The following is a 26,768-nucleotide window of genomic DNA, read 5'->3' as shown; positions in this document are numbered from 1 at the left end:
AGCGGCAGGCCGGTTAGGTCCGCCGACTACGTACCCCGGATCCGGATGACGGGTCCCCAGCGCCGCAGCCAGCTGATCGGCATCGGCCGCGGACTGTTCGCGCTCCGCGGGCTGGACGGAACCACGATCGAGGAAATCGCCGCCGCCGCCGCCGTCTCCAAACCCGTGATCTATGAGCACTTCGGCTCCAAGGAAGGCCTGTACACCCAGGTCGTCGAATACGAGTTCCGGATCCTCCTGAGCTCCATCAACGACGCACTGTCCGAGGAAGCCAAACCGCGTGTCCTGGTCGAACGGGCCGCGCTGGCGCTGCTTAGCTACATCGAGGACCGCACCGAAGGCTTCCGCATCCTCATGCGCGACGCCCCGCCGACCCAGCCCGAAGGGGCCTTCTCCACCCTGCTTTCGCACGTCACGGCGCGTGTGGAGTACATTCTGGCCGACGAGTTCGCCCACCGCGGCTTCACATCGGCCGACGGGGCCATGTACGCGCAGATGCTGGTCGGCATGGTGGCCATGACGGGCCAATGGTGGCAGGACAGCCGGACCCCGGACAAGCGCGAAGTAGCCGCGCACCTGGTCAACCTCGCCTGGAACGGCCTCACCGGCCTGCAAAAAGACCCCGAGCTCCGCAGCGACGACTAGTCTTCGGGGCAACTTTCCCGGTGTGCCCACCTCCGCGGCGCGGGAGCCCTTCGCCGTCGCTTAGACACGACGCAAAAGGGCCCCTGCGGTCGCTGAGCGACCTCCGGAGCCCGATGCGCCGCGATGCGCGACTACGCGAAGGTCCCCCGCTCCGCTTGTGCGGGCCCCCCAACGTTCGACAAAGGTCCCCTACAGTGACGGTCACCGATCGCAGTTGCCGAAAGTCACGTTCGCCGAAGGTCGCCTACCGTGACGGTCACCGTTCGCAGATGCCGAAGGCCGCGCGCCGCTGGTGCGGACCGTTCCGTTCGGGGACTGTTCCCCTCGGTAAGGTGACGCTCGGAGCGCCGGAGGCGGTCCTTCCGAAAGGAGCGCATCGCAGCACATCGGAGCGCGGAGGTCGCCCAGCGACCGGAACGTCCCCTTTGCGTCGTAAGCGTCGTCCCGCGGGCCCCGACGCGAGCTTGCGAGTGTTGGGAAGGGACTTACGCGCTAAGCGACGCGGAAGGGCCGGCTCCGGCACCCAACCCAGCCAGCGCAGGGAGACCTACTCGCCGAGGACTTCCAGGGCTCCCAGCCATTCGAGCTCGAGGGCTTCGCGTTCGACGGAGAGGTCCTTGAGCTGCTTGTTGAGCCCGGCGAGCTGGCCGACGGCGGAGGGGTCGGCGGCTGCGGCGGTCATCTGGGCGTGGATCTTGTCTTCCTGCTGCTTAAGCTTGCCCAGCTGGCGGTCGATCCGGTTCTTGGCCTTGCGGGCGTCCCGCTTCTCGGCTTCCGAGGGGCCGGCAACGGTAGCGGAACCGCCGCTGGCGGCGGTGACAGGGTTGCCGCCGCCGGTGATCGTAGAGCCGGCCATCGCCGCTTCGCGCAGTTCCAGGTACTGGTCGACGCCGCGGGGCAGGGCGCGGATCTTGCCGTCGCCGAGGAGGGCCATCTGGTGGTCTGTGACGCGTTCCAGCAGGTAGCGGTCGTGGCTGACGACCACGAGCGTGCCCGGCCAGCCGTCCAGGACGTCCTCGACGGCGGCGAGGGTGTCGGTGTCGAGGTCGTTGGTGGGCTCATCGAGCATCAGCACGTTGGGCTCCCCCACGAGCAGGCGCAGGAGCTGGAGCCGCCGGCGTTCGCCACCGGAGAGGTCCTTGACCGGGGTCCACTGCTTCTCGTTGGTGAAGCCGAGCTGCTCCACGAGCTGGCCGGCGGTGAATTCCTTGCCGCCGACGTTGAAGGAGCGCTTTTCGCGTTCGATCACTTCGATCACGCGCAGGTCCGAGACGTCGTCGAGCTCCTTGACCTCCTGGGTGAGGACAGCGGTGACCACCGTCTTGCCGCGCTTGACCTTGCCGGAACTGGGCTGGATTTCGCCGTTGAGGAGCTTCAGCAGGGTGGTCTTGCCGGCGCCGTTGACGCCAACGAGGCCCAGCCGCTCACCCGGCGCGAGCCGCAGGGTGATGTTGTCGAAGAGCTTCTGCCCGGGATCGCCACCAAGGAAGTCAAGGGAGACGTTCTCAAGGTCCAGGACGTCCTTGCCGAGCCGGGCGGTGGCCATCTTGCTCAGCGCCGTCGAGTCGCGCGGTTCGGGGACATCGGCGATCAGGGCGTTGGCCGCCTCGATCCGGAACTTGGGCTTGGCCGTGCGGGCCGGCGCGCCGCGGCGCAGCCAGGCGAGCTCCTTCTTGACGAGCTGCTGGCGCTTGCTTTCCATAACCGACGCCGAACGGTCGCGTTCGGCCCGGGCCAGCACATAGGCGGCGTAGCCGCCGTCGAACGGGTCCATGATGCCGTCGTGGATTTCCCACGTCTTGTTGCAGACTTCATCGAGGAACCAGCGGTCGTGGGTGACCACCAAGAAGGCGCCCTGGTTGGCCCGCCAGCGGGTCTTCAGGTGCCGGGACAGCCACGCGACGCCTTCGACGTCGAGGTGGTTGGTGGGCTCGTCGAGCATGATGACGTCGTGGTCCTCGATCAGCAGCTTAGCCAGCGCCACACGCCGCTTCTGCCCGCCGGAGAGCGCATGGACGTTGGCGTGCCAGTCGACGTCGGACACGAGTCCGCCCATGACTTCGCGGATCTGGGGATTGCGGGCCCATTCATAGTCAGCCTGGTCCCCCACGATTGCCGCGCCGACGGTGAGGTCGCCGTCGAGTACGTCGCTCTGGTCCAGGTAGCCGATGTTGACTTCGCTGCGCTTGGTCACCCGGCCGGAGTCCGGGGTGGAGCGCATCGCCAACAGCCGCATGAGGGTTGACTTTCCGTCGCCGTTGCGGCCCACCATGCCGATCCGGTCGCCCTCTTCAAGGCCGAGGGTGATGCCATCGAGGACGGTACGGGTTGCATACGAGACCGTGAGGTTCTCGCCGCCGAGCAGGTGTGCCACTGGGAACTGCTTTCCTAGAGAAAAATGACAAGCGAAATATCGAGCAAAAGTTGGTCAGGCCGGATCGGCCCGAGGCAAATACGTCGCGCGGAAGTCGACGAACCTATTAAAGGAGCGTATCGGAGATGATGCGTGCCCCGTGAACCGGACCGTGCACCGCCATGGCGTCGAGGCCGTGGTGCCGGAGGTCTTCAGCCAGGCCCTCGGCCGCCGCGGGGCTGTGTGCCAGCAGCGCGACCGTCGGTCCGGAGCCGGAGACAATTCCGGCGATCGCCCCCAGGGATTCACCGAGCCCGAGTGTTTCCCGGAGGCTGGGCGCCAGCTCAATGGAGGCGCGTTGGAGGTCGTTGATCAGCGCCCGGCTCAGGGCGTCGGCGTCACCGCTGCGCAGGGCGTGGAGGATCATCGGGTCCACGCCCGTGGGTTCGTCGGCCAGTGACCCCTCGGCCGCGCGCAGCCGGTCCAGGGTCCGGTAGACCTCCGGGGTGGGCAGGCCGAAGTCCGCTGACACCAGGACCCAGTCGGTCTGGGCTTTGACGAGGGCCGGCGAGAGTTCGTCGCCCAAACCGAGTCCGACAGCGGTTCCGCCGAGCAAGGAGAACGGCACGTCGGCGCCGAGTTCCGCGGCAAGGTGGGCGAGTTCGTCGCGGGACAGCCCGCTGTTCCACAGCGCGTCACAGGCGAGCAAGGTGGCTGCCGCGTCGGCTGAGCCGCCTCCCATGCCGCCGGCCACGGGCACCCGCTTCGTGATTTCGAGGTGCACGCCGGTGGAGTGCTCGGAGACGTCGGTCATGATGGCGGCGGCCTTGTAGGCCAGGTTGCGCTCATCGAGGGGAATGTCGACGCCGTCGAGGTCGAGGGTGCTAGCCGGGCTGATGCTGACGGTTATTTCCCCGGTGTCCGTGCTCGTGGCGGCAACTTCTTCGTAGAGCGAGACGGCGAGATAAACGCTGGCCACCGAGTGGTAGCCGTCCGGCCGCAGGGGGCCCACATCCAGTGAGACGTTTACCTTACCGGGAGCCTTGACCCGGACAGTCCTCGCGGCAAAGCGCCCTCTCACTGCGTTCATGGCTCCACGCTATGGCATGGCAGGGTCAGGCTCCAAGCACAGCCTCTGGGCGGGTTCTCCGTCCGGGAACTGCCGCGGCGCTCACTGAACCGGCAGTGCCCGTGCTTCGGCGATCCGGGAAAACGCCGCAATGTCGATCACTTCGCCCCGCGCCGTGGGATCGACGCCTGCGGCCCGAAGGCACCGCTCGGCCTCCGCCGCGCTGCCGGCCCATCCGGCCAGTGCGGCGCGGAGGGTCTTGCGGCGCTGGGCGAAGGCGGCATCGATGACGGCGAACACCTGTTCCCGGGTGGCAGTGGTGACGGGTGGTTCCCGGCGGGTGAACGCCACGAGGCCGGAGTGGATCTTGGGTGCTGGCCAGAAAACGTTCATGCCGATGACGCCGGCCTTGCGCATGCTGCTGTACCAGGCCGCCTTGACCGAGGGCACGCCGTAGGTTTTGGACCCGGGCCCGGCTGCGAGCCTGTCGGCCACCTCGTCCTGGACCATGACCAGTCCGTGGCGGAGGCTCGGGAAGTGCTGCAGGAGGTGCAGGACCACCGGGACGGCAACGTTGTACGGGAGGTTTGCCACGAGCGCTGTCGGCTGCACGGGGAGTTCGGTGACGCGCATTGCATCGGCCAGGACAAGGTGGAAATTCCCGGCGGCTTCCGGCCGCCACTGGGCGACGGTGGCGGGGAGCTTGCCCGCGAGGACCGGATCGATTTCGACGGCGACAACCGAGCGGGCGGCATCCAGCAGGCCCAGGGTGAGCGACCCCAGCCCCGGCCCCACCTCCAGGACGGTCTCGTCCGGGTGGATGTCGGCGGCAGCGACGATCCTGCGGATAGTGTTGCCGTCAATAACAAAGTTTTGGCCGAGGGTCTTGGTGGGCCGGACCCCGATCTCCTCTGCCAGCCGGCGGATGTCCGAGGCTCCCATCAGCGGGGCGGGGGCGTTTGCTGGCGTGCCGCCGGGAGCAGTGATCGGCGTACTGCCTGGCGCGGAGGGGGTCGGTTCAGTCACCTAGGTATCCTATCCCGTTGCCCATGCCGGGCATGGCGAAGGCCGGGCCCGGAAATCCGGACCCGGCCTGTACCGGGCGTCCGCAGCCGTGGTCAACTGCTGCGGACGCCGTGGAGAGTCAATCCCCCTCTGCCGGAGCCGGAGGGTCTGGCGTGTGTCTCTAGCGTGAGGCTGCCCAACCGCAGCCCCACGGCTGCAGGCCGCGCTGTGCGTAGACCCGGTTGGCGATATCGATCTGCTGGGCCTTGGTGGCCAGGCTGGCGTTCGGGGCGTACGCGCCGCCACCGGAACCGAGCCAGGTCCGGATGTCGAACTGCAGGCCGCCGTAGTAGCCGTTGCCGTTGTTGATGGACCAGTTGCCGGTGGACTCGCACTGCGCGATCTTGTCCCACATAGCCTCGTTCATCATGGCGGGGGCTCCGGCGCCGGTGTTCGCGCCGGCCTGGGCTGCAGCCTTGGGCTTGGTGCCGACGGTGACCTTCTCGGTGACCGGCTGGGTGCTGACGGACTGGGCAACCAGTGTGCGGGAGGCTTCGCGGCCGTCGACGAGCACGAGCTTGAAGCTCTTGTTGATGCTCCCGGCCACACCACGCTGGGTCACCTTCTTCTCGCCCTTGGTCATCGCGGCGTCTTCCGTGGTGAGGGTTTCAAACGGGACGGCCGCGGTCTCGTCCGCCGTCTTGCTGGCGTCCACGCGGGAAACCTTGATCACCATGTCATTGACAACCGGCGCGTTGCCCGGCTGCGAGACGCGGTCGCTGGCGCCCAGCGTGATACCGGCGTCGGCGAGCAACTGGGAGACGTCGGCGGCCGTCGTTGTGGTCTTGGCGGCCTTGCCGTCAGCAACGACGCTCACGGTCTTCGGCGTCGAGATGGAAACGAAGGAACCGGAGACGGCGAGCTGCGCTTCCTTCGGAACGGACAGTTCCGAGGCGCTGGCGACGCCGAGTTCCGTCACGAGGCCTTCGACCGTGGGGGCAGTGGTGTTGATGGTCCGTTCCGCGCCGTCCAGGCTGACCTTGACGGCCTTGGCGAGGTTGACGTTGATGACGGACCCGTCCTGAACATGGGAGTCAGCTGCAGGCGTGACCCTGTCGGCGGCCTGGAGTTCGAGGTTGGCACCCTTCACGACCTGGCCGACAGTGCCGCCGAAGGTCTGGACGGAACTCACTTTGCCGTCAACGTTGAGGGTGACTGTCTTGTTGTTGCCCACGAAGGCGACGAGTCCCAGCACGAGCGCCACAAGAACGACGAGCTGAGTGCCGACCTTGACGAAGCTGAACTTGCCATCCGATGTAAAGAACTTGACCACGATTGCCCGTATCTTTTGGACCATCCGGGCACGGGGAAAAGCGCACAGATTCACCCGCCGCGGACAGCCTTGAGGCAGCACCGCAGGGGTGCGTTATGTCCGCGGCAGCTGTGTGCACTGCCACACTCACAAACGAGAGCGCGCCCATGGTTCGTTGGCCACGATGCGCGCCCTGCAGGAGTGAAATTATCCGAAGGCCTTCCCCGACCCCGGCTAATAGTTGTCCACTGTAACCGGAGCGTTATAAAGCAACCAACAAATCGTGCATACCGGGTATCTAGCGATCCACGTTTACTTTCGTCACATCAGTCCCAGGATCCGTATGCCTGCACGGTATTTCCGGCGATTCGCGCACACAGTTCCGAGAGCTCCCATCCAGTCAATTCGGCCATCGCCCGGACGGTGTAGGGCACCATGTAGCTCGCGTTTGGCCGCCCCCGGTGGGGGTGAGGCGTGAGGAACGGGGCGTCGGTTTCAACAAGGATCCGTTCCGGCTCGGCGATGGCGAGCGCGGCACGCAGGTTGGCGGCGTTCTTGAACGTCAGTGTCCCCGCGAAGGACATGTACCAGCCCTCGCTGTTGCAGATCCGGGCCAGCTCGTCCCCGCCGGAGAAGCAGTGGAACACCACCCGTTCAGGGGCGCCTTCCTCCCGCAGAACCTGGACGACGTCGTCGTGGGCGTCACGGTCGTGGATCTGCAGCGTCAGCCCGAGGCGCTTGGCAATATCGATGTGCCGGCGGAAGGAATAGCGCTGGTGAGCCAGCCCCTCGCCCTCCGTTCGGAAGAAATCCAGTCCGGTCTCGCCGATGGCCCGGATCCGCGGGTGTGCCGCGAGGGCTTCGATCTCGGCCAAGGCCGCCTCGAGTTCGCCGCGGGCGGCGTACTCCGGAGCGTCATTGGGGTGCAGCGCGACGGCACCCAGGAGCCGTGTATCCAGCTCGACCGCCTGCACCGTAAACCTGGACGATTCGAGGTCGCACCCCACCTGCACGGCACCCCGGACCCCGACGGCTTCGGCGGCATCCAGGGCGTCGCCAATGCCGACCTTCAGTCCCTCCGTGGGGAAATCCAGGTGTGTGTGGTTGTCCATGACCGCAACCGGAAGCGGCTCCGGCGCCGGCGGGTAGCCCTGCCTGCCGGCGCCGTCACTGCCGGGCGCGCGGAACGGGACGGGAGTCAGCGGATTGCACATCTTTCTACCCTATCGGCGGTCCTCCGGCCGGCTGTACCCGGCCCGCGGGGCGGAGTTAACCTGCCCGCGCCATTTCCCGGACCGTTCCGCGCACCGTTCCGCTGTGGGGGCCGGCAGATATTTCACCGGAACTCTCTGTCAGGCCCGGCAGTTATGTTAGTACTCTGTTATAAACACTGGCTATTACAACGGATGTAAACAATGGTCAGAGAACAGACGGCTAGGAACACAGACGGTCAGGAACACAGGCAACCACCCGACGAGTGGGCCGGCACGCTCCATGCCGATCCGTCCCGGGAAACCACCAGGGCTGAAAGGCTACCGATGGACTACCACCGCATCTCCCTAGACGAAGCCCTCCCTGAGGGCCAGGGCCTCAGGGAAGAGTCAGCCGTGACTTCACGCCCGGGTACCCGGCGTCCGGCCCAGCCGCCGGCGGCCATGGATGCGGAGGCGTTCAGCTCCGCCAGCGAGCGCATCCTGACCGCAATTAACACCGTGATCGATGGCAAGGCGGAAGCGGCCAAACTGGCCCTGACCGTGCTGCTGGCACAGGGCCATCTGCTCCTTGAGGACGTCCCGGGCGTCGGCAAGACGCTGCTGGCGAAGACACTGGCCCGCACGATCGACTGTTCCGTGAGCCGCATCCAGTTCACCCCCGACCTGCTCCCCTCCGATGTCACGGGCGTGTCCATCTACAACCAGGCCTCCCGGTCCTTCGAGTTCCGGCCCGGAGCGGTGTTCGCGAACATCGTCATCGGAGACGAAATCAACCGTGCGTCGGCCAAGACGCAGTCCGCCCTCCTGGAATGCATGGAGGAACACCAGGTCACCGTGGACGGCAAGTCCTACAAGCTCGATGAGCCCTTCATGGTGGTGGCCACCCAGAACCCGATTGAGATGGAGGGCACCTACCCGCTCCCGGAGGCGCAGCGGGACCGTTTTATGGCACGGATCTCCATGGGGTACCCGGACAAGGACGCCGAGATGGAAATGCTGGAAACCCACCAGTCGACGTCCCCGCTGACCAAGGTCACCGCCGTCGTCACCGCCGGCGAGGTCGCGTCCATGATCGCCACGGTGCGGCAGGTCTATGTCTCCCAGTCGATCAAGGAATACACCGTGTCCCTGGGCCGCGCGACGAGGGAAAGCGGCATGCTCCGGCTCGGCGCCAGCCCCCGGTCCATGCTCCAACTGCTGCGCGCGGCGAAGGCCACCGCGGCCCTGGAGGGCCGGGACTTTGTGCTGCCGGACGACGTCGTCAGCGTTGCCGAATCCGTCCTGGCCCACCGGATCATTTTGGACCGCAAAGCTGCGAGCACCGGCGAGACCGCGCAGAGCGTGATCCGTGCCGTGCTGGCGAAGCTCCCGGTCAGCCCGGAGATGGCGGCGGCGGCGCCCGCATCCGCCGGCCGTGCCGCCCGTGACAAGGCTGCCGCCATGTCGGCCGCCCCGGCGGCCACACTGCCGAACAGCCGCTAGGTGGCCTTGCCGTGGCGCTGATCGACCGGTTCCCGAGGCACATCTTCACATCCCGCGGCTGGGGCCTGCTGGGCGCGGGCGCGGTTTTCCTGCTCGCGGCCCAGGTGATGGGACGCCGGGACCTGCTGGCGCTGGCCGTCCTGCTGTTTGCCCTGCCGGTGCTTTCTCTGGCAGGAACCCGGGTACTCAAGCCGAATTTCCAGGTCTACCGGGAATTCAACCCCGCCAGTGTGGAAACTGCGGCCACGACGACGGTCCGGCTGGCCGTCGCCCGCACCGGATTTGGTTCCGGCCACGCCCTCATGGAGGAACACCTGCCTCCCCGGTTCGGCGAATCCCCGGTATTCCGGTTCCCGGCGCGGTCGTCCACGGGCGGGGCCAGCCGGTACGAATACCATTTGCGGTCCGGCAAACGCGGCCAGTTCGTGATCGGGCCGGTCACCGCCGAGTTCAGCGACCCTTTCGGGCTGTCCCTGCACCGCCACGCCATCGACGACGGCGACATCCTCACCGTGACGCCCGCCGCCGTCGAACTGCCCGTGACCGGGCTGGCCGGCGCCCGGGGGCACGACGGCGTCACCGCCACCCGCGTCCGGGCCAACCCGAGCGACGACGACGTCATGACCCGGGAATACCGCCACGGCGATCCCATGCGCCGCGTGCATTGGGCCGCGACGGCACGGCACGGGGAGCTGATGGTCCGCCAGGAGGAGTCCGTCACGACTCCCGAGGCAACCATCATCCTCGACCAGCGGTTCCCGGCCTTCACCCGAGGCGCATTTTCTGCCGGCTCGAATTCACGTCCCCGCCTCCCCTTCGGCGCCGGCCCGCGCGGGACCGATTCCCGCATACCCGATCAGCGTGGCGCTGGAGTCCCGGACGGCCACGACCTCATCACCAGCGACTCCTTCGAATGGGCCGTGACTGCCGCGATGTCCATCGGCGCGCATCTGTCCGAGCGGAGTTACGCGCTGCGTTTCCTCGACGCCGCCGGCGAGCCCGCATTCCAGCATTCGCCGTCAGCACCCGAGCCGGAGGCCGAGGAGTACATCGGCGCTTCCGGGCTGCAGTCCGTCGCCGAGAGCCTCGCAGCGATCCAGCTGACCGGGTCCCACCACCGCAGGGACGCCAGGGACGCAGACTCTTCCCGGGCGCGCGGCCGCCACCCCCTAGGGGCGGAGGCCGGCCCGCAGCCGTTCGACGACCGGCTCATGGACAAACTGGCGGCCCACCGGATGCGGGGGCCGGTGCTGGCGATCCTGGGAAACCTCACGCCGGCCGAGGCCCGCGCGTTGTCCCCGGCTGCCGGCTTTGCCGCTAACGCGTTCGCCCTGGTCGTCACGGAGAGGTCCCGGGAACTCGACGACGTGCTCGAAACCCTCCGGCTCGGCGGTTGGCGGGCGGTCGCCGTGACCCCCTCGGCGTCCCTGCCCGCGGCGTGGGCGGCCTTCGACGAGGGCGGGGCCGAGACGCTGTCGGCTGCAACCGATGTGCGGCGCGGCGCGGGGGTCCGGCCATGACACTGACACCACAACGCAGCGCGCACTCCGGCCAGCCCGGAGTGTCCGCGGGGGGCGGCGCCCCTCCGGGGCCGGGTTCCTTCCCGGGGACCCGGAGAGCCCGGACGAAGGTCGGCGCACAGCCGTGGCTTATGGCCCTCGCCGTCGCAGTCGCCGTCGGAGGTGCGGCGCTGAGCCTGAACGGCGTGCTGCGGGGATGGGCCTGGTACTCCCCCGTCCTCTCGACGGTCCTCACGGTGGCGTTCACCCTGGCCGGCCTCCGCGCGCTCCGGTGGCGCAGCGTGTTCGTGATGGCCGGTGCGCTGGGGGCGCTTGCGCTGATCCTGACGTTCACCTTTTTCCGCCCGCAAAGCATCCTTGGCTTCATTCCCTCGGGCGCCACCATGACGCAGCTGGGACGGTACGTTCGCCGGGCCAGTGAGACGGTGCTCGGGGAAAGCGCGCCGGTGGCCCCGAATGCCGGGATCGTCCTGCTGGTCTGCGCCGCCCTGGGGCTGCTGGTGATCCTGGTCGATGCCCTCGCCTATCCCCTGGCGCTGCCGGCCACGAGCGGCCTCGGGATCCTCGCCATCCTGATCGTTCCCGCGATGATCAAGCCGCAGAGCGTCGGCGCGCTGGGCTTCGCCGCGGCCGCCGCCGGCTACCTCCTGATCCTCGGCTGCAGCCACTGGTTCGCGCCCGACCCGCGGACCGGCGCCGACACCGCGCGAAATCCTGGCCAGTTCCGACGCGGGGCCGTGACAGGCGCCGTGGCGCTGACGGTCACCCTGCTGCTCCAGCTGGTGGTCCCGGGGTTCGACCAGGGGACGTTCCCGCAAGGCTCGCGGCTGAACCCCTTCGGCAGCGCCTCGGGGCTCAACCCGATGATCAGCCTTGGCAACAGCCTGCGCAGCCCCACCGGCGACGGCCGCATCACCTTTGCCACGAACGCGCCCAGCACCCCTTACTTGCGTTCCGTAACCGTGGACAATTTCAACGGCGACAACTGGGCACCGGATGACCGGGACGATACGCGCCGGATGGGCACGGGGCGGATGGACCCGGGCTTCGAGTCCATCGCCACGGAGGTCCGGGTGGTCACCGCGGTCAACACCGGCCAGTTCACCAGTCCCTACCTGCCGGCGCCCTACGCCCCGGAGGCAGTCAACGGCCTCAGCGGCCGCTGGAGCTGGGATCCGGCCACCCTGAGCATCAAGGGGGTCGACGCCAACACCCGTGACCAGCAGTATGTGGTGCTCTCGGTCGCCCCGCAGCTCACCCCGGACCTGCTGGCCCAGGCCACGGGCCCGGCGCAGGGCGTCCCTGAGCAGTTCATCCGGACGCCGGACAATGTCCCCGAGATCGTGCGCACCACCGCCGATGCCGTGACCGCGGGAAGCACCACTGCGTACGCACGGGCCATGGCCATCCAGCGTTACCTGCGCTCCGTCGATTTCACGTATTCCCTGCAGTCCCCGGTGCAGGGCGGCTATGACGGCAACGGACTGTCCGTACTGGCGGACTTCCTGACCCAAAAGAGCGGATACTGCATCCATTTCGCTTCGGCCATGGCCGTGATGGCCAGGCTGGAAGGCATCCCCAGCCGCATCGCCGTGGGCTACGCCCCCGGGCGGTCAACGGGCGCCACAGTCTCTATCGGCGGCCAGGGTGCCCTGCCGGAATATGAGGTCGATGCCCGGGATGCCCATGCGTGGCCGGAACTGTACTTCCAGGGATTGGGCTGGGTCCCCTTCGAGCCGACCCCTTCGCGCGGAGTGGTCCCGTCCTATGCCACGGAAGCCCAGGCGCCCAGCGGCGCCAGCACGAACGAAAACAACGATGGCCTCATCCCGGGCAACTCCGCCAACCCCACGCCGCTGCCCAACGTGGCGCCGCTGCCGCTCCCGGGCTCGGCCCCGCAGGCGGACCCGGTTAGCGTGATGTTGCCCGTGCTCTACTCCGCCGGGGCACTGCTGTTCCTCGGCCTGGTGCTGGCGTCGCCGCACCTGGCGCGGACGGCACTCCGCCGCCGCCGGCTCAACGGTGCCCGGGGACACGGCGCAGCAGCGTTGCACGCCTGGGCGGAGCTGCGTGACCTCGCCATGGATTACGGTGTGTCGCCACAGACCAGTGAGACTCCGCGTCATTTCTCCGAACGGCTGCGCGCTGCGGGGGCCCTCGGAGAGCCCGGAGGCCTGGACGCGGACAGCCACCAGGCCGTCAAATCCCTCACGGTGGACTTCGAACGCCGGCAATACGGACGCCCGCCGTCCGGGACCGACGGCGACGCCACCCCGGAACCATCGGGGGCCCACCGGATCGCTGCGGTCAGCGCCGCGCTGCGCTCCCATGCCGGTCCGCTGGTGCGGTTCCGTGCGGCGTGGCTTCCGCCCTCCATCATGGCCGCCTGGCGGCGGGCCGCCACGGCGCCGTTCCGCGCCGCGCGCCGCACAGCACAGCGCACCCGGCGCGGCCTGGCACGGGCCTGGTCAAGGACCCGCGGGGCGGTGCGCCGGGTGCGCTGGCTGCGCCGGAGCTGAAAAGGCTTGCCGGCAGCCGGGGTTCTTAGCCGGCGTAGGGGTCGGCGATGCCGATGTACTGGGTGTAGAGGTATTCCTCAATGCCCTCGAGGCCGCCTTCGCGGCCCAGGCCGGACTGCTTGACCCCGCCAAAGGGTGCCGCGGCGTTCGAGACCACGCCGGCGTTCAGGCCCAGCATGCCGGTCTCGAGGCGTTCACCCATCCGGATCCCGCGGTTCAGGTCCCGCGTGAAGACGTAGGCCACCAGGCCGTACTCGGTGTTGTTCGCGAGCCGGATGGCCTCGTCCTCGGTGTCGAAGGTGATGATCGGCGCGACCGGCCCGAAGATCTCCTCGGACAGGATCCGGGTGCCCTCGGTGACGCCCTTGAGGATCGTGGGCTGGTAGAAGTAGCCCGGACCCTCGACCGCGGCGCCGCCGATCACGGCCACCGCACCGGCAGACACGGCATCGGAGACGAGCTCGTGGACCTTGTCCCGGCTCTTGGCATCGATCAGCGGGCCGACCTTGGACTCCGCCTCGGTGCCGCGGGCGGTGGTCATGCCGGCCATCTTCGCGGCGAACTTCTCCGCGAACTCATCCGCGAGGGACTCGTGCACGATGAACCGGTTGGCCGCGGTGCAGGCCTCGCCCATGTTCCGCAGCTTCGCCAGCATCGCCCCCGCGACGGCGGCGTCGACGTCGGCGTCCTCGAACACCACGAACGGGGCATTCCCGCCGAGCTCCATCGACGTCCGCAGGACCGTCTCCGAGGCGTCCGAGAGCAGCCGGCGTCCGACCTCGGTGGACCCGGTGAAGGACAGCTTCCGGAGCCGGGAGTCCTTGATCAGCGGCCCCGTGGTGGCGCCGGCCGTGGAGGTCGGGATGACATTGAGCACGCCCGCGGGCAGCCCGGCCTCCAGCATCACCGCGGCGAACAGCTGGGACGTCAGCGGAGTCAGGTTCGCGGACTTCAGCACCATCGTGCAGCCCGCGGCGACCGCGGGGGCGACCTTGCGGGTGGCCATGGCCAGCGGGAAGTTCCACGGCGTGATGAGCAGGCACGGGCCCACCGGCTTCTTCGTCACCAGCAGCCGGGACTTCCCGTCCGGGGACACCGAATACCGGCCGAAGGCGCGCACGGCCTCCTCGGAGAACCAGCGCAGGAACTCCGCGCCGTAGGTGACCTCGCCGCGGGCCTCGGCCAGCGGCTTGCCCATCTCCAGCGTCATCAGCAGCGCGAAGTCCTCGGCCCGTTCAGTGACGAGTTCGAAGGCCCGGCGCAGGATCTCCCCGCGCTCCCGCGGGGGAACCTTCGCCCAGGATTCCTGCGCGGCGGCCGCGGCATCCAGCGCCGCCGCCCCGTCTTCCGGCCCGGCGTCGGCGAGGCTCAGCAGGACCTTGCCGGTCGAGGGATCCTCCACGTCGAAGGTCTTCCCGGACGCGGCCGGGCGCCACCGGCCGTCGATCAGCAGACCTGTGGGAACAGTGGCCAGCAGGGCGCTCTCGCGCTCGGCGGTAACAATGGGCTGGGCAGTTACAGTCACGGTTGACTCCCTCGTCAGCGGTTGGGTGAATGGGTTGGGATTCAGCACTGTCCGAATGACCATTCGGATGCACTGGATTTACTGCCACGGTACTGCCGGATTCTCCGGGCTGTCTACGCATCCCCGCACTACGTCGCGCGGGGTTCGCTGTGCAGGTGCACAGCAGGCGTTCCGGCCGCGGGCCGGCCCGGCTACCGGGCTGCGAGCACGGCGGAGTAGAGTTCCCGCTTGCTGACCCGGGCATCCTCGGCCACGGCCGCGACAGCCTCTTTGAGCCGGATTCCCTGCGCAATCAGCGCGTTGACGTCCGCCACGTGGTCTTCCGGTTTGCCCGGCTCCCGCTCCGGGGCGCCGCCCACGACGACGGCGATCTCGCCGCGCACCTCGCTGGATTCGGCCCACTCCAGCAGTTCGCGCAGGGTGCCGCGGATGACCTCTTCGTAGGTCTTGGTCAGTTCACGGCAGACGGCGGCACTCCGGTCCGCGCCGAACCGTTCACGCAGCGCACGGAGCATGGGTTCCAGCCGGTGCGGTGCCTCGAAAAAGACCATGGTGCGGCGCTCGGCGTCGAGATCGGCGAGGCGGGAGGACCGTTCTCCGGCCTTGCGGGGCAGGAACCCCTCGAAACAGAAGCGGTCGGTCGGCAGGCCGGAGAGCGCGAGGGCGGTGAGCACCGCCGACGGTCCGGGAGCCGCTGTGACCGTCAACCCCGCGGCCACGGCACCCTCGACCAGGCGGAAGCCGGGGTCCGAGACGGACGGCATGCCGGCGTCGGTCACCATCACCAGGGTCTTGCCGGCGCGCACCTGGTCCAGCAGGTCGCCGGTCTTGGCGGCCTCGTTGTGCTCGTGGTAGCTGATGATCCGGCCGGCCACGGTGATGCCGAGGTTCTGGACCAGGCGGTGCAGCCGCCGGGTGTCCTCGGCGGCGACGATGTCCGCCGTCGTCAGCAGCTCGACCAGCCGGTACGTGGCGTCGCCGACGTTGCCGATCGGGGTCGCCGCCAGCACAATCCGCCCGGGACCGCCGCTTTGGGCCGCCGGCGCCGTCACGGGGCTTTCACCGGGACCGGGACCGGCGCCATCCTCGACGTCGTCGGGCAGCCCCGGGTCGTCGCCGGAAAGATTTGGGGAGGTGCTGAGTTGAGGGTCCACACGACCAGCCTACTGCCGGCACCTCACGCAGGCCGACGGAACGTGGTGGTGAACCTGGCTGACGAACCGGGCGAACGGCACGGCCGGAGACCACAGCCGCAAAAGGTAGCATGGGCATCGTGACGCAGACCCCCACGCGGCCTGTCGACGCCGGTTCCACCGGATCGGCGCCCTCAGCCACCAGCCCCGGACGCAACCTGGAGGGGCACCGCTGGATCAGCCGCCCGGCGGAAGCATTCACCCCCGAGGCCCTGAAGGACCGCCTGATCGGCAACATCCGGAGCTGGCGGGACTATCCGCCCCCGCTCCGGCTGTGGTTCTGGCTCATACCGGTCATCACCGCGGCCCTCGGCGGAATCCTGCGCTTCGTCCGGCTGGATTCGCCCCGAAACCTGGTCTTCGATGAAACCTACTACGTCAAGGACGGCTACTCGTTCCTGGTCAGCGGCTACGAACGGGCATGGCCGGACAAGGCCAATGACGCCTTCATCGCGGGCAATCCCGGTGTACTGCTGCCCGGCCCCGAGTACGTCGTCCACCCGCCGGTCGGGAAATGGATGATCGCCGCCGGCATGTGGCTGTTCGGCGCGGACAATCCCTTCGGCTGGCGGTTCGGGGCGGCCCTGACAGGCACCCTGTCCATTTTCCTGCTGGCCCTGATCGCCCAGAAGCTCTTCCGCTCGCTGACCCTCGGGGCGGTGGCCGGTGTGCTGCTGGCCGTGGACGGCCACCATCTGGTGATGTCCCGGACCTCCCTGCTGGATATCTTCCTGATGTTCTGGGTTCTCGCCGCGTTTGGCGCCCTGCTGATGGACCGCGACGACGGCCGCCGCCGGCTTGCAAGGCGGCTGGGCCGGCAGGCCGCAGCCTCCCCGGACGGGCGGCCCAGCCTGCTCCAACTGGCGTCTGGCCCCTGGCTGGGCATCCGCTGGTGGCGCCTGGCGGCCGGGGTGTGCCTCGGACTGGCTGTCGGCACAAAATGGTCGGCGCTGTTCTTCCTGGCCGGATTCGGGCTGCTGACGGTTTTCTGGGACCTGAGCGCGCGCCGGATCGCTGGAATCCATGGCTGGATCAGCGGCGGGATCCTCAAGGACGGCATTCCGGCCTTTCTCAGCATCGTCCCGGTGGCCGCGCTGGTGTACGCCGCCAGCTGGACCGGCTGGTTCCGCTCCAAGGACGCTTACTTCCGGAACTGGGCCGAGACGGTTCCCTCGGCGGAATGGGGCTGGCTGCCCAACGCCGTCCGGTCCCTCGCGCACTACCATCTGGAAGCCTACAAGTTCCACCAGGGGCTCAGCTCGGACCACCCGTACGAGGCCAGCGCCTGGAGCTGGTTGGTGCTTGGCCGGCCCACGTCGTTCTTCTACGAATCCCCCAAGCAGGGCAGCCCGGGGTGCGATACCGCCAGCTGCACAACGGCGATCCTGTCCGTCGGCAACCCCGTCATCTGGTGGAGCGCCGCCGTCTGCCTGGGCGTGCTGCTCTTCTGGTGGGCCGGGCGCCGCGACTGGCGTGCGGGCGCCGTCCTCGCGGCCGTGGCCGCAGGTTACCTGCCCTGGTTCCTGTACCCGGAACGCACCATGTTCTTCTTCTACGCCGTGTCCTTTGAGCCCTTCCTGATCCTGGCCCTCGCCTACGGGCTGGGCCTTGTCCTGGGGCAGCGCACGGACCCGCCGTGGCGGCGGCGCTCCGGACTCCTCCTCGTGACCCTCTTTGTGGTCACGGCCGTGGTCGTCTCGGCCTTCTTCTATCCGGTGTGGACCGCCGAGACCATTACCTACCAGGATTGGCGGTTCCGGATGTGGATGCCGTCCTGGATCTAGGGCAGGATTGCAGGGGACGTCCGCCGGCACGAGGCGGACCCGGAATGGAGAAACGGCTGTGAGAGAAGCAAGCACCGGACTGCTCGTCGAGCTCGATCCGGGCAGCAACGTAACGGACCTGCTCCTGGAGCAGCACGCCAAGGACCCGGTGCACGCCCTCTACTCCCGCAAAGGACCGGCCGGCTGGGCCGATGTCACCGCACAGCAGTTCCTGGACCAGGTGCGGGCACTCGCCAAGGGCCTGATTGCAGGCGGCATCACCCCCGGGGAAACTGTGGCGGTGATGTCAGCCACCCGATATGAGTGGACGGTGGTGGACTTTGCCATCTGGTTCGCCGGCGGCGTCGCCGTTCCCATCTATGAAACGTCCTCGGCCAGCCAGATCGAATGGATCCTGCACGACTCGGCGGCGCGGCGCATCTTCGCGCAGGACGAGGCAAAGGCCGGCCTGGTCCAGGCGGTACTGGACAGCTCCGGGCTGCTGGGCGACACCATTCTCCCCGTCGTGCGGATGGACTACGACGACGTCGCCCCCAACCTCGCCAGCCTTGCCGCGGCCGGTACCGGAGTCGGCGACGCCGAACTGGAGCGGCACCGGTCCGCGGCCGGGCTCGCGGACGTTGCCTCTCTCGTTTACACGTCCGGAACCACGGGCCGGCCCAAGGGCTGCGAAGTCACGCACGGGAATTTCGCCCTGGTCGCGAGGAACATTGTGCTGTTCCTTCCGGAGATCCTGCTGCAGCCCCGCACCCGGACCCTGATGTTCCTTCCGCTGGCCCACGTCCTGGCCCGCGCTGTCCAGGTGATCTGCCTGAGCGCCGGGACAACTGTGGGCCACACCGCCACCGCCAAGGAACTGCTGGAGGACCTGGCCAGCTTCAAGCCGTCGTTCCTGCTGGTGGTGCCCCGGATCTTCGAGAAGGTCTACGCCGGCGCCGCCCACAAGGCGGCCCTCGCGGGGAAGGAACGCCTGTTCGAGGCGGCCGCCGCCGTCGCCATCGACTACTCCAGGGCCCTCGACGCTGCCGCGCGCGGCGACGGCGCCGGCCCCGGACTGGTGACCCGGGCCAAGCATGCCCTCTTCGACCGGCTGCTGTACCCCAAGCTGCGCCAGGCTTTCGGCGGCCAGCTCCACTACACCGTTTCGGGGGCAAGCCCGCTGAGCCCCCACGACGCGCACTTCTTCCGCGGCGCCGGCATCCCCGTCCTCGAAGGCTACGGCCTCACCGAAACCACGGCACCGTGCACGGCCAACACGCCGACGCGGTCCAAGGTGGGCACTGTCGGCATCCCGGTGCCCGGAACCACCATCCGGGTCGCCGAGGACGGCGAGATCCTGGTCAAGGGCATCGGCGTCTTCAAGGGCTACCACAACAACGCCGCGGCCAATGCGGAGGCGTTTGTGGACGGGTTCTTCCGGACCGGCGACCTCGGGTCGCTGGACCAGGACGGCTTCCTGACGATCACCGGCCGGAAGAAGGACCTGCTGGTCACGGCCGGCGGCAAGAACGTCGCCCCCGGGCCTCTTGAGGAGAAGATCCGCGAACACGAACTGGTCCTGCAGGCTGTGGTAGTCGGGGACGGCAGGCCCTTCGTGTCGGCCCTGATCAACCTGGACCCGGACGGACTGGAAAACTGGTGCGCCGTGCACAAAGTGCCCGTGATGAGCCCCGCCGAGGCCAAGGGCAACGACCTGGTCCGCGTGGCCCTGCAGCGCGCCGTGGACGAGGCCAACGCCCTTGTCTCCCAGGCCGAATCCATCCGCAGCTTCGTTGTGCTGGACGCCGACTTCACCGGGGGGGGGCACGTGGGGGCCGCCCGCTTCTTCGTGCCTGCCGGGTGTGGGTTCCTGCGCCTAGACGGTGCTGGAGTGACCCCGCATCGGCGTGCCGCGCGTCCCGGAGTCCGGGCTCCCCGAATCCCCGGTCCCCGAGGAGGCTGTGCCGGGGCGGTTCACTGCCGACGCCGCCGTGGCGGTGTTTCCGGCGGCCGGATCCGCAGTTTCATCCACCGTTTCTTCAGTGGCGGACGCGTCCGCGGTGGCTGCGCCGCCGGCGGTGGATCCTCCGGACTTGCCTGTCCTTTCCCGGCGGAAGCGGGACCGCTTGGCGGGGACAGCGGCTTCGGGGTCGGCCTCAGTCGGTTCGTCCCCCGCCGGATCCGTTTCCACGTCCGCGGCACCCTTTTTCGGCAGCCCGCGGCGCTTGCGCGTCGGCCAGGTGAGGACGAGCGTGACGAGTGAGGCGATCAGCACCAGGCCGGCGACTACGATCCCGCCGTCAACCCAGAACTGGCCCGGGAAGAGCCGGATCAGGGTGTCCTGCAGCGCGAACGTCCAGGTGCCGCTGGCGAAGAAGACGCTGTGGAACTGGGCGAAGAACTGTTCCCAGCCAAGCGCGGCCAGCACGCCCAGGCTGATGATGATGACGAGGGTGATGATGGACCCAGCGAAGAGCCCGCGCCGGACTCCCCCGGGGCTGCGGCGCCGCAAGTAAATCACGGCGATCAGGCTGAGCAGGATCAGCACGGCTCCGGCGCCGAAGGCGGACAGGATGACGACCTTGACGTCGGCCATGTGGCTGACTTCGCCTTCCCCGAACAGCTTGTCGCCGCTGCGGTTGACGAGTTCGCCAAGGTACCGCGGTCCAGACCAGTTGCTGAGGTAGTCCACGGCATACGAGCCGTACGTCATGCGGTCGTCGCTGCTGAAGCCATAGCCGTCGCCCGGAAAACCCGGACGGTTGTATTCCACCCAGAGGAACAGGGGGCTGGCGACGGCGCGGACAGCCAGCACCAGCAGGATGACCGGGAAGCACACGGCAAGCAGGACCTGCATCACGCGCGGGGCTACCGGCTTGGCGTTCGCCGCGTGTTCCCGTTCGGCGTTCCGGCGCTGAACTTCCTCCTCCGGCGGGCGGACCTGCAGCGCGGAGGTGGGCAGCGGCTCACTGAAGTGCGTGCCGTTGCCCCTGGGCGCCGGTTCGACGGCGGCTTCCGCGGCCTTGCGGTCCGCGCGGCTGCCGGCCTGGCCCCCGGCCGCCGTCGTGGTGGACGGCGTGGTTGGGGAGGGCGTGGATGGGGACGGCGCCGTTGTCGCCGGCGCGGCCGCGGTGTCCGGAGCGTTGCGGGCATCCGTACCTGCTGCGCCGGCAGAAGACGCGGCGGGGCGCTTGTCCGCGGAGCTCGGCTTCATCCAGTCGAACGCGGGTTCGTCAGCGTCATCAGCCGGATCCAGTTGCGGATCCTGCCGATTCGGAGGGGTGGGACTTGAGTCAGTCACTGCAGCTTCGCTTCCGTAGGCGTCCGCGCCACCGGCCGGGGCCCGGCAACGCTACATATCTGCTTCCGAGCCTACCTCCACAGCCTCGCCGTGGGCGAGGTGCCACCCCGTGGAGGACGGGGATTCAGCGGCCGGTTTCGGTGAAACCGGCCCCCTGCCCGCCGGGGCAGCCGGGCAGGTTCAGGGGAGCGTCCCCTGCGGTCAGCGTTTGGCGTACTGCGCCCAGGGGATGTTCCAGTCGCCGAAGCCTTCGAGCGGCTCCACGACCGGAGCCCCGGTGTTGAGGGTCTGGACCACGTCACCGGTCTTCATGTTGTTGAAGAACCAGGCGGCGTCCGCCGGGAGCAGCCCGACGCAGCCGTGCGAGACGTTGAACCTGCCCACCGCACCCCAGGCCGATTCGAGGGCCTGGTGGACGTAGACGCCGGAGCTGGTGAGGCGGTTGGCGTATTCCACCGTCAGGGGCGGGTAGTACCCCTTGTCGCCGGGCTTCAACCCGATGCTGCCGGCGTTGAACTTGGAGTTGCGCTCCTGCTCCATGATGACGGCGAAGCCGGTTGGTGAGAGCCACTCTTTGTCTCCCAGCGTGACCGGCGCTGTCTTGACCAGTTGGCCGTCGAAGTACACCTTCATGGTCTTGGTGATGTCATCAACGACGGCGAGCCGCTGCGGCCCGACCTTGAACGCGACCTTGGTGTCGGAGTTGCCGATCATCTTGTTGCCGAAGTCCACGCCGAAGAGCTTCAGGTCCACGGTGATCTCGCTGTTGGCAGCCCAGAACGCTTCGGGCCTGATCCGGACGCGGCGGTCCGAGTACCAGCGCCAGGCCACGGGCTGGCCGGAGGATGCCGTGACGGTGACGGCCTTTTCCATGGCCTCCTTGTTCAGCACGGGCTCGCTGAAGACGATTTCGATGGGCTGGCCGGAGCCTACGGTGGTGCCGTTGAGCGGGTACACCGCGGCATCCGCCTCGTTGGCCTTGGCCACGGTGGCGAAGTTCTGTGCCTTTTTCGTTTCGCGTCCGGCCTGGTCCACGATAGTGAAGCTGTACTTGTACTTCGTGTCGAATTCCAACGGATCCTCGGCGGTCCAGGTCGAGCCGTCCGGGCTCGTGGTCCCCGGGACGCGGTCTCCCCCGGCTGCGGGGACCAGGACGACGTCCTTCACGATGCCGTTGACGGCCTTGACCGAGGGCGTGGCGGCCGGGTTGACGGCCTTGGCGCCGTCGGTGGGGGTGACGCCGAGTTCCACCAGCTTCACGACAGGTGCGGCGAGGCCGGACACGTTCCGCATCGGAGCCGATGACTCTGAAGGCATTTCCGCTTCGGCCCGCCCCGGAGCCGTTGCGATGCCGATCCCGCCGGCTCCGACCGCGGCGCAGAGTGCCAGCACAGCCAGCATCTTTCCGCTTCTCCTGCGGCTCTGGCCGGCTGGTCGGTGCTCGCCGGCTACGGAATCGCCGCGTCTTGGCCGCATGCCAGGTTCCGTCGTTATCTCGTCCATGTAAGGTCCCCCAATAGTGTCTTTCCGCCGTTCGCTGACCTGCAGCGGGCCATGTCAGTTTGCGTACTGCGCCCAGGGGATATTCCAGTCCCCGAAACCGTCGTCCACGGCGGCGAAGTCGCCGTCGGTGTTGACAACCTGGACCACGTCGCCGGTTGTCATGTGTTCGAAGACCCACTGCGCGCCGTCCGGCCCCAGGCCAATGCAGCCGTGCGAGAGGTTTGCCACGCCGAGGTAAGGCATGGCGGAGTCCGTGGCCTGGTGGATGAACTCCCCGCTCGGGGTCAGGCGAGTCGCGAAGTTAACGTCCAGCTGGCCGTAGTAGGCAGGGTCGCCCGGCTTGAGCCCGATCGTGGACGCATCCATGTGCTCCACGCGGTACTTCTCCATGAATACGAGATACCCCCGCGCCGAGGGGAACCGGGTGTCTCCCATGGTCGCGGGCCACTGGCCGACCTTCTGGTCGTTGATGCTGGCCGTAAACGTATGCGCCGCCGCGTCCGCGATGGCGACCCTCTTGTCGCCGATGTGGACGGTGACTTTCTTGTTGAAATTACCGACCTGCCCGTTGCCGAGCTCCACGCCGAACAGCTGCATGTCCATCGTGATCGTGCTGTTTGCGGTCCAGAAATTCTCCGGGCGATACCTGACCATCGAGTTGCTGAACCAATGGAAATCCCCCACCTGCCCGGAGGTGGAGCTAATCTTGATCGCCTTTTCCACGGCGTCCCGGTTCAGGACAGGCTCGCTGAAGGTAATCTGCAGCGGCTGGGCCACTCCGACGCTCATGCCGTCCAGGGGGTAGATGGCGGCGTCGGCTTCGTTGGCGGTGGAGACCGTGCTGAAGGTCCGCGTCACGTTGTCTTTGCGGCCGGCGCCGTCCACCACGGAAAAGGTGTAGCTGTAGCGGGTGTTGAACTTCAGCGGTCCAGTCGCCGTCCAACTGGAAGCATCTGCGCTGAGGGTTCCGTCCACGGCGTCACCGGAGCCACTCGTGAGCGAGACGCGGTCAATGCGGCCGTTTATGACTTTCAGGGTGACGGGCGCGGCAGGGTTGACCTGTTTGGCTTCGTCCGCAGGGACGACGTCCAGCTTTGCCGGCGCCACCACCGGAAAGGCGAGTCCCGGCGTCGAGCGTTCCGGCGAGGCGGCCTCGGACGCGAAGGATGCGCGGGCCAGCCCCGGGCCTGCCGCGAACACACCGCCGGCCGCGGCGAGGGCACAGACGGCCCCGAGCACGGCGAGCTTGCGGCCTGTGCGGCTTCTCGGGGCGTTCACAATACTCAGGTCCTTCCAGACGTTACCTTGAAAGCATAGGTGAGTTTAGGGCGGGAATTGCCGTCGGTCCCGGCACGATCCGGTCACGAATAGGGCCCCGGACGGAAGCCCGGGGCCCTCGTGGCAGTCGCGGTTCCTAGTAGCGGTAGTGGTCCGGCTTGTACGGGCCGGACACCTCGAGGTCGAGGTAGTCGGCCTGCTCCTTCGACAGCTCGGTGAGTTCAACGCCGAGGGCGTCCAGGTGCAGCCGGGCGACCTTCTCGTCAAGGATCTTCGGCAGCACGTAGACCTGCTTGTCGTACTCCCGCTCCCCCTCCGGCTGGTCGCGCTTGGTGAAGAGCTCGATCTGCGCGATCGTCTGGTTGGCGAAGGAGTTGCTCATCACGAAGGACGGGTGTCCGGTGGCGTTGCCAAGGTTCAGCAGGCGTCCTTCGGACAGCACGATGATGGAACGGCTGTCCGCTCCCGTGGCCGCGTCAGCCTCGAAGACCCACTCGTGGACCTGGGGCTTGATCTCGACCTTCTTGATGCCCGGGATCCGGGCCAGCCCGGCCATGTCGATCTCGTTGTCGAAGTGGCCGATGTTGCCCACGATCGCCTTGTCACGCATCCCGGCCATGTGCTCGGCCATGATGACGTCCTTGTTGCCCGTCGTGGTGATGAAAATGTGGCCCTCGCCGAGGACGGATTCCAGCTTCGCGACCTGGTAGCCGTCCATGGCTGCCTGGAGCGCGCAGATGGGGTCGATTTCGGTGACGATGACGCGGGAGCCCTGGCCGCGGAACGCCTCCGCGGCGCCCTTGCCGACGTCGCCGTAGCCGCAGACGACGGCGACCTTGCCGCCCATCAGGACGTCGGTGGCGCGGTTGATGCCGTCCGGCAGGGAGTGGCGGATGCCGTACTTGTTGTCGAACTTGCTCTTGGTGACGGAGTCGTTGACGTTGATGGCCGGGAAGAGCAGCTTGCCCTGTTCCGCGAGCTGGTAGAGGCGGTGCACGCCGGTGGTGGTTTCCTCAGTGACGCCAAGCAATCGGGATCCGATGCGGGTCCATTTCTGCGGGTCCGCCTGCAGCGAGGCGCGCAGCACGTCGAGGAAGACGCGGCCTTCCTCGGACTCGTCCTCAGCGGCGGCGGGGACCGCGCCGAGCGCCTCGAAGTCGGCACCCTTGTGGACCAGCATGGTGGCGTCGCCGCCGTCGTCGAGGATCATGTTCGGACCCAGGTCCGGGTTGCTGTCCGCACCGGGCCAGGTCAGGATCTGCTCGGCCGTCCACCAGTATTCCTCCAGCGTCTCGCCCTTCCAGGCAAACACGGGAACACCCTGGGGGTCCTCGACCGTGCCGTTGCCGACCACGACGGCGGCTGCTGCTTCGTCCTGAGTGGAGAAGATGTTGCAGGAGGCCCAGCGGACCTCGGCGCCGAGGGCAGTGAGGGTTTCAATCAGCACGGCGGTCTGCACGGTCATGTGCAGGGAGCCGGCGATCCGGGCGCCCTTGAGCGGCTGACTGGCGCCAAACTCCTCGCGCAGGGACATCAGGCCGGGCATCTCGTGCTCGGCGAGGCGGATCTGGTGGCGGCCTGCCTCGGCCAGGGTGATGTCCGCAATCTTGTAATCGAGAGTCATGTGTTTCCTTCGTTGTGGCCGGCGTGCCCGTCCGGAACCCGGCTGCCTGGGAACGTGCTTATCGGTGGCTGGAAAGTACTTCGGTGCCGAAAGGTGCAGCGATGGGACGGCAGGCTAGCCTGCGGCGGGCTGGCCGGCGTCGTGCTGGAAAGAGGGCGCCGCGGCGGCGGCGGGGAGGAGTTCCGGCGGCAGCAGCAGCGGGATGCCATCCTCGATCGCGTAGCGCAGCTTCTCTCCGGAGGGGCCGGCCGTCGTGGTGACGAGTTCCTCGCCGTCCTGCAGCAACGGAGAACCGGTGACGGGGCATCGCAGGACAGACAACAGTTCGGGACTGATCTTCGGCATGGTGAACGCTCCCTGATGGGCGCCGCAGCAGGCGCCGGTGGCTTACGGATTTTGCAGTTCCCAGCCTACCGCCAGTTGCAGCCTAGGAAGGTTCTCGCAGGACGCGCAGGTGCCCCCGGCGGGTGCCCTCGGCCGGGGCCGGGGCTTCAAGGGCAGCGTGGATGCCGCGCTGGCCCGGGCCGGATTCCGGCGCGGCCGGCCGGGAGGCCGCCTCCCGGACAGCGTTGGCGAGGGCCAGGAGGTCATCAGGGCCGGGTCCTGCCGGGGTGGCGGGCATGGCCAGCCTCAGGACTTCCCAGCCGCGCGGGACGGTCAACGATCCGGCGTGCTGTTCACACAAGTCGTAACAGTGCGGTTCGGCGTAGGTTGCCAGCGGCCCCAGGACGGCCGTTGAATCCGCATAGACGTACGTCAAAGTTGCCACCGCCGAATTGCGGCAGGCTGACCTTGAACAAAGACGAATTGCACCCACGACATCACAGACTACTCCCCCGGGGCCCGGGACGCCGTCCGACGCGCTGACGGCGGGTCGGGCGGGCCATATCGCGTAAACCATTCGCCGGGTTTAGAGTCGAGATATGCAGTCATCGCACCACGATCCGGGGTTTACGGTCCGCTTGGCTGAACCCGCCGCCGGACGCCACGACGCCGGTTCCGCACCATCAGGCACCGGACGCACCGTGACGCCGAGGGGCTTCCGGCAGCGGCGTAGGAACCGGCACGGCCGCGGGCTCCGCGGCGAGATCATGTTGCCCACGCTGCCCGGCTACCGCACGCGTTCGGACCGCTTCGACGACTTCGTCCTGGACTCAGCCGAGCGGCTGCACGACATTTGGGGCAAACCGTTGGACGGCGTCCGCTTCGCCGTCGACGAGATCCCGCCGGGGCTCGAGCAGCTCGTGGCGGACCGGGCTCCCGCCCCGATGGGCGCCTACACCCCCGCGACAGCGGAGGAGGGTCCCGTCATCACCCTGTACCGCCGGGTTGTCGAGCAGGCCTGCGGCACCCGGGAGGAGCTCCAGGACCTGGTTCATGACGTCGTGGTGGAGTACACGGCGGAGATGCTCGGTGTGCCGCCCGAATCCCTGGACCCGGTCTACCGCCGGCGTTACTAGGC

18 protein-coding genes and 2 pseudogenes are annotated in these 26,768 nt (G+C 68.1%); 7 read left to right on the top strand and 13 right to left on the bottom strand.

Translation table 11 applies throughout. From position 1 onward, the window contains the following. The first annotated feature begins 45 nt into the window (after nucleotides 1-45). Entirely contained in the window at nucleotides 46-645 is a 600-nt protein-coding gene (locus AC1DC5_RS16115; RefSeq protein WP_476865836.1) for a TetR/AcrR family transcriptional regulator, read from the top strand. Nucleotides 646-1,192: 547 nt separating this feature from the next. Here the strand turns inward: AC1DC5_RS16115 and AC1DC5_RS16110 are convergent. The 5 genes from AC1DC5_RS16110 to AC1DC5_RS16090 form a co-directional block, all read right to left on the bottom strand. Next, complete coding sequence (locus tag AC1DC5_RS16110; protein WP_476865800.1) at nucleotides 1,193-3,019, bottom strand: ABC-F family ATP-binding cassette domain-containing protein; 1,827 nt, start codon at nucleotides 3,017-3,019, stop codon at nucleotides 1,193-1,195. A 106-nt stretch (nucleotides 3,020-3,125) separates the two neighbouring features. Next, entirely contained in the window at nucleotides 3,126-4,088 is a 963-nt protein-coding gene (locus tag AC1DC5_RS16105) for a 4-(cytidine 5'-diphospho)-2-C-methyl-D-erythritol kinase (RefSeq protein ID WP_476865799.1), read from the bottom strand. Between the two features lie 81 nt (nucleotides 4,089-4,169). Beyond that, complete coding sequence (rsmA, locus tag AC1DC5_RS16100; protein ID WP_476865835.1) at nucleotides 4,170-5,009, bottom strand: 16S rRNA (adenine(1518)-N(6)/adenine(1519)-N(6))-dimethyltransferase RsmA; 840 nt, start codon at nucleotides 5,007-5,009, stop codon at nucleotides 4,170-4,172. Between the two features lie 244 nt (nucleotides 5,010-5,253). After that, complete coding sequence (locus tag AC1DC5_RS16095) at nucleotides 5,254-6,429, bottom strand: ubiquitin-like domain-containing protein (RefSeq protein ID WP_476865798.1); 1,176 nt, start codon at nucleotides 6,427-6,429, stop codon at nucleotides 5,254-5,256. 281 nt (nucleotides 6,430-6,710) lie between these two features. Beyond that, on the bottom strand, nucleotides 6,711-7,598 hold the full coding sequence (locus AC1DC5_RS16090; protein WP_441405807.1) for a TatD family hydrolase: 888 nt from the start codon (nucleotides 7,596-7,598) through the stop codon (nucleotides 6,711-6,713). Nucleotides 7,599-8,039: 441 nt separating this feature from the next. On the opposite strand from AC1DC5_RS16090, the gene AC1DC5_RS16085 reads away from it, so the two are divergent. Genes AC1DC5_RS16085 through AC1DC5_RS16075 form a run of 3 tightly spaced genes read left to right on the top strand, consistent with a single transcriptional unit; the run spans nucleotide 8,040 to nucleotide 13,119 of the window. Further along, complete coding sequence (locus AC1DC5_RS16085) at nucleotides 8,040-9,080, top strand: AAA family ATPase (protein ID WP_476865834.1); 1,041 nt, start codon at nucleotides 8,040-8,042, stop codon at nucleotides 9,078-9,080. Nucleotides 9,081-9,091: 11 nt separating this feature from the next. Next, nucleotides 9,092-10,600 (top strand): DUF58 domain-containing protein, encoded by a 1,509-nt coding sequence (locus AC1DC5_RS16080; RefSeq protein WP_476865797.1) that lies wholly within the window; start codon nucleotides 9,092-9,094, stop codon nucleotides 10,598-10,600. Next, nucleotides 10,597-13,119, top strand: coding sequence for a transglutaminase TgpA family protein (locus AC1DC5_RS16075; RefSeq protein ID WP_476865796.1), 2,523 nt, complete (start codon nucleotides 10,597-10,599; stop codon nucleotides 13,117-13,119). The genes AC1DC5_RS16080 and AC1DC5_RS16075 overlap by 4 nt, the downstream gene beginning before the upstream one ends. 25 nt (nucleotides 13,120-13,144) lie before the next feature. Here AC1DC5_RS16075 and AC1DC5_RS16070 read toward each other — a convergent pair whose 3' ends face one another. Both AC1DC5_RS16070 and rsmI read right to left on the bottom strand, forming a co-directional pair. Then, on the bottom strand, nucleotides 13,145-14,644 hold the full coding sequence (locus AC1DC5_RS16070) for an NAD-dependent succinate-semialdehyde dehydrogenase (RefSeq protein WP_476865795.1): 1,500 nt from the start codon (nucleotides 14,642-14,644) through the stop codon (nucleotides 13,145-13,147). 191 nt (nucleotides 14,645-14,835) lie between these two features. Beyond that, a complete protein-coding gene (gene rsmI, locus AC1DC5_RS16065; protein WP_476865833.1) occupies nucleotides 14,836-15,696 on the bottom strand; it encodes a 16S rRNA (cytidine(1402)-2'-O)-methyltransferase in 861 nt (286 codons plus the stop codon). Nucleotides 15,697-15,908: 212 nt separating this feature from the next. On the opposite strand from rsmI, the gene AC1DC5_RS16060 reads away from it, so the two are divergent. Together AC1DC5_RS16060 and AC1DC5_RS16055 are read left to right on the top strand one after the other, a co-directional pair. Continuing rightward, complete coding sequence (locus AC1DC5_RS16060; protein ID WP_476865794.1) at nucleotides 15,909-17,621, top strand: dolichyl-phosphate-mannose--protein mannosyltransferase; 1,713 nt, start codon at nucleotides 15,909-15,911, stop codon at nucleotides 17,619-17,621. Between the two features lie 58 nt (nucleotides 17,622-17,679). After that, nucleotides 17,680-19,431: pseudogene (locus AC1DC5_RS16055) on the top strand (AMP-dependent synthetase/ligase); the annotation flags it as partial. Between the two features lie 321 nt (nucleotides 19,432-19,752). On the opposite strand, the pseudogene AC1DC5_RS16050 reads toward AC1DC5_RS16055, so the two are convergent. The 6 genes and pseudogenes from AC1DC5_RS16050 to AC1DC5_RS16025 all read right to left on the bottom strand — a co-directional run. After that, nucleotides 19,753-20,901: pseudogene (locus tag AC1DC5_RS16050) on the bottom strand (TIGR01906 family membrane protein); the annotation flags it as partial. A 201-nt stretch (nucleotides 20,902-21,102) separates the two neighbouring features. Continuing rightward, nucleotides 21,103-22,302: a L,D-transpeptidase gene (locus tag AC1DC5_RS16045; RefSeq protein ID WP_441405801.1), complete on the bottom strand. Its 1,200-nt coding sequence runs from the start codon at nucleotides 22,300-22,302 to the stop codon at nucleotides 21,103-21,105. A 156-nt stretch (nucleotides 22,303-22,458) separates the two neighbouring features. After that, a complete protein-coding gene (locus tag AC1DC5_RS16040; RefSeq protein WP_476865832.1) occupies nucleotides 22,459-23,691 on the bottom strand; it encodes a L,D-transpeptidase in 1,233 nt (410 codons plus the stop codon). Between the two features lie 127 nt (nucleotides 23,692-23,818). After that, complete coding sequence (ahcY, locus tag AC1DC5_RS16035) at nucleotides 23,819-25,306, bottom strand: adenosylhomocysteinase (RefSeq protein ID WP_441405800.1); 1,488 nt, start codon at nucleotides 25,304-25,306, stop codon at nucleotides 23,819-23,821. Between the two features lie 114 nt (nucleotides 25,307-25,420). Further along, nucleotides 25,421-25,651: a Trm112 family protein gene (locus tag AC1DC5_RS16030; RefSeq protein ID WP_476865793.1), complete on the bottom strand. Its 231-nt coding sequence runs from the start codon at nucleotides 25,649-25,651 to the stop codon at nucleotides 25,421-25,423. Nucleotides 25,652-25,733: 82 nt separating this feature from the next. Continuing rightward, nucleotides 25,734-26,123: a DUF3499 domain-containing protein gene (locus AC1DC5_RS16025; protein ID WP_441405798.1), complete on the bottom strand. Its 390-nt coding sequence runs from the start codon at nucleotides 26,121-26,123 to the stop codon at nucleotides 25,734-25,736. A gap of 106 nt (nucleotides 26,124-26,229) precedes the next feature. On the opposite strand from AC1DC5_RS16025, the gene AC1DC5_RS16020 reads away from it, so the two are divergent. Further along, the gene (locus tag AC1DC5_RS16020; RefSeq protein ID WP_441405797.1) at nucleotides 26,230-26,766 is read left to right on the top strand and encodes a metallopeptidase family protein; all 537 of its coding nucleotides are present in this window, start codon (nucleotides 26,230-26,232) and stop codon (nucleotides 26,764-26,766) included. The last annotated feature ends 2 nt before the right edge of the window (nucleotides 26,767-26,768 follow it).

It is taken from the genome of Arthrobacter sp. 10L424, from assembly GCF_056395325.1.
The sequence above is the reverse complement of the archived record's forward strand: the minus strand, read 5'-3'. Positions and strand labels throughout refer to the sequence as shown.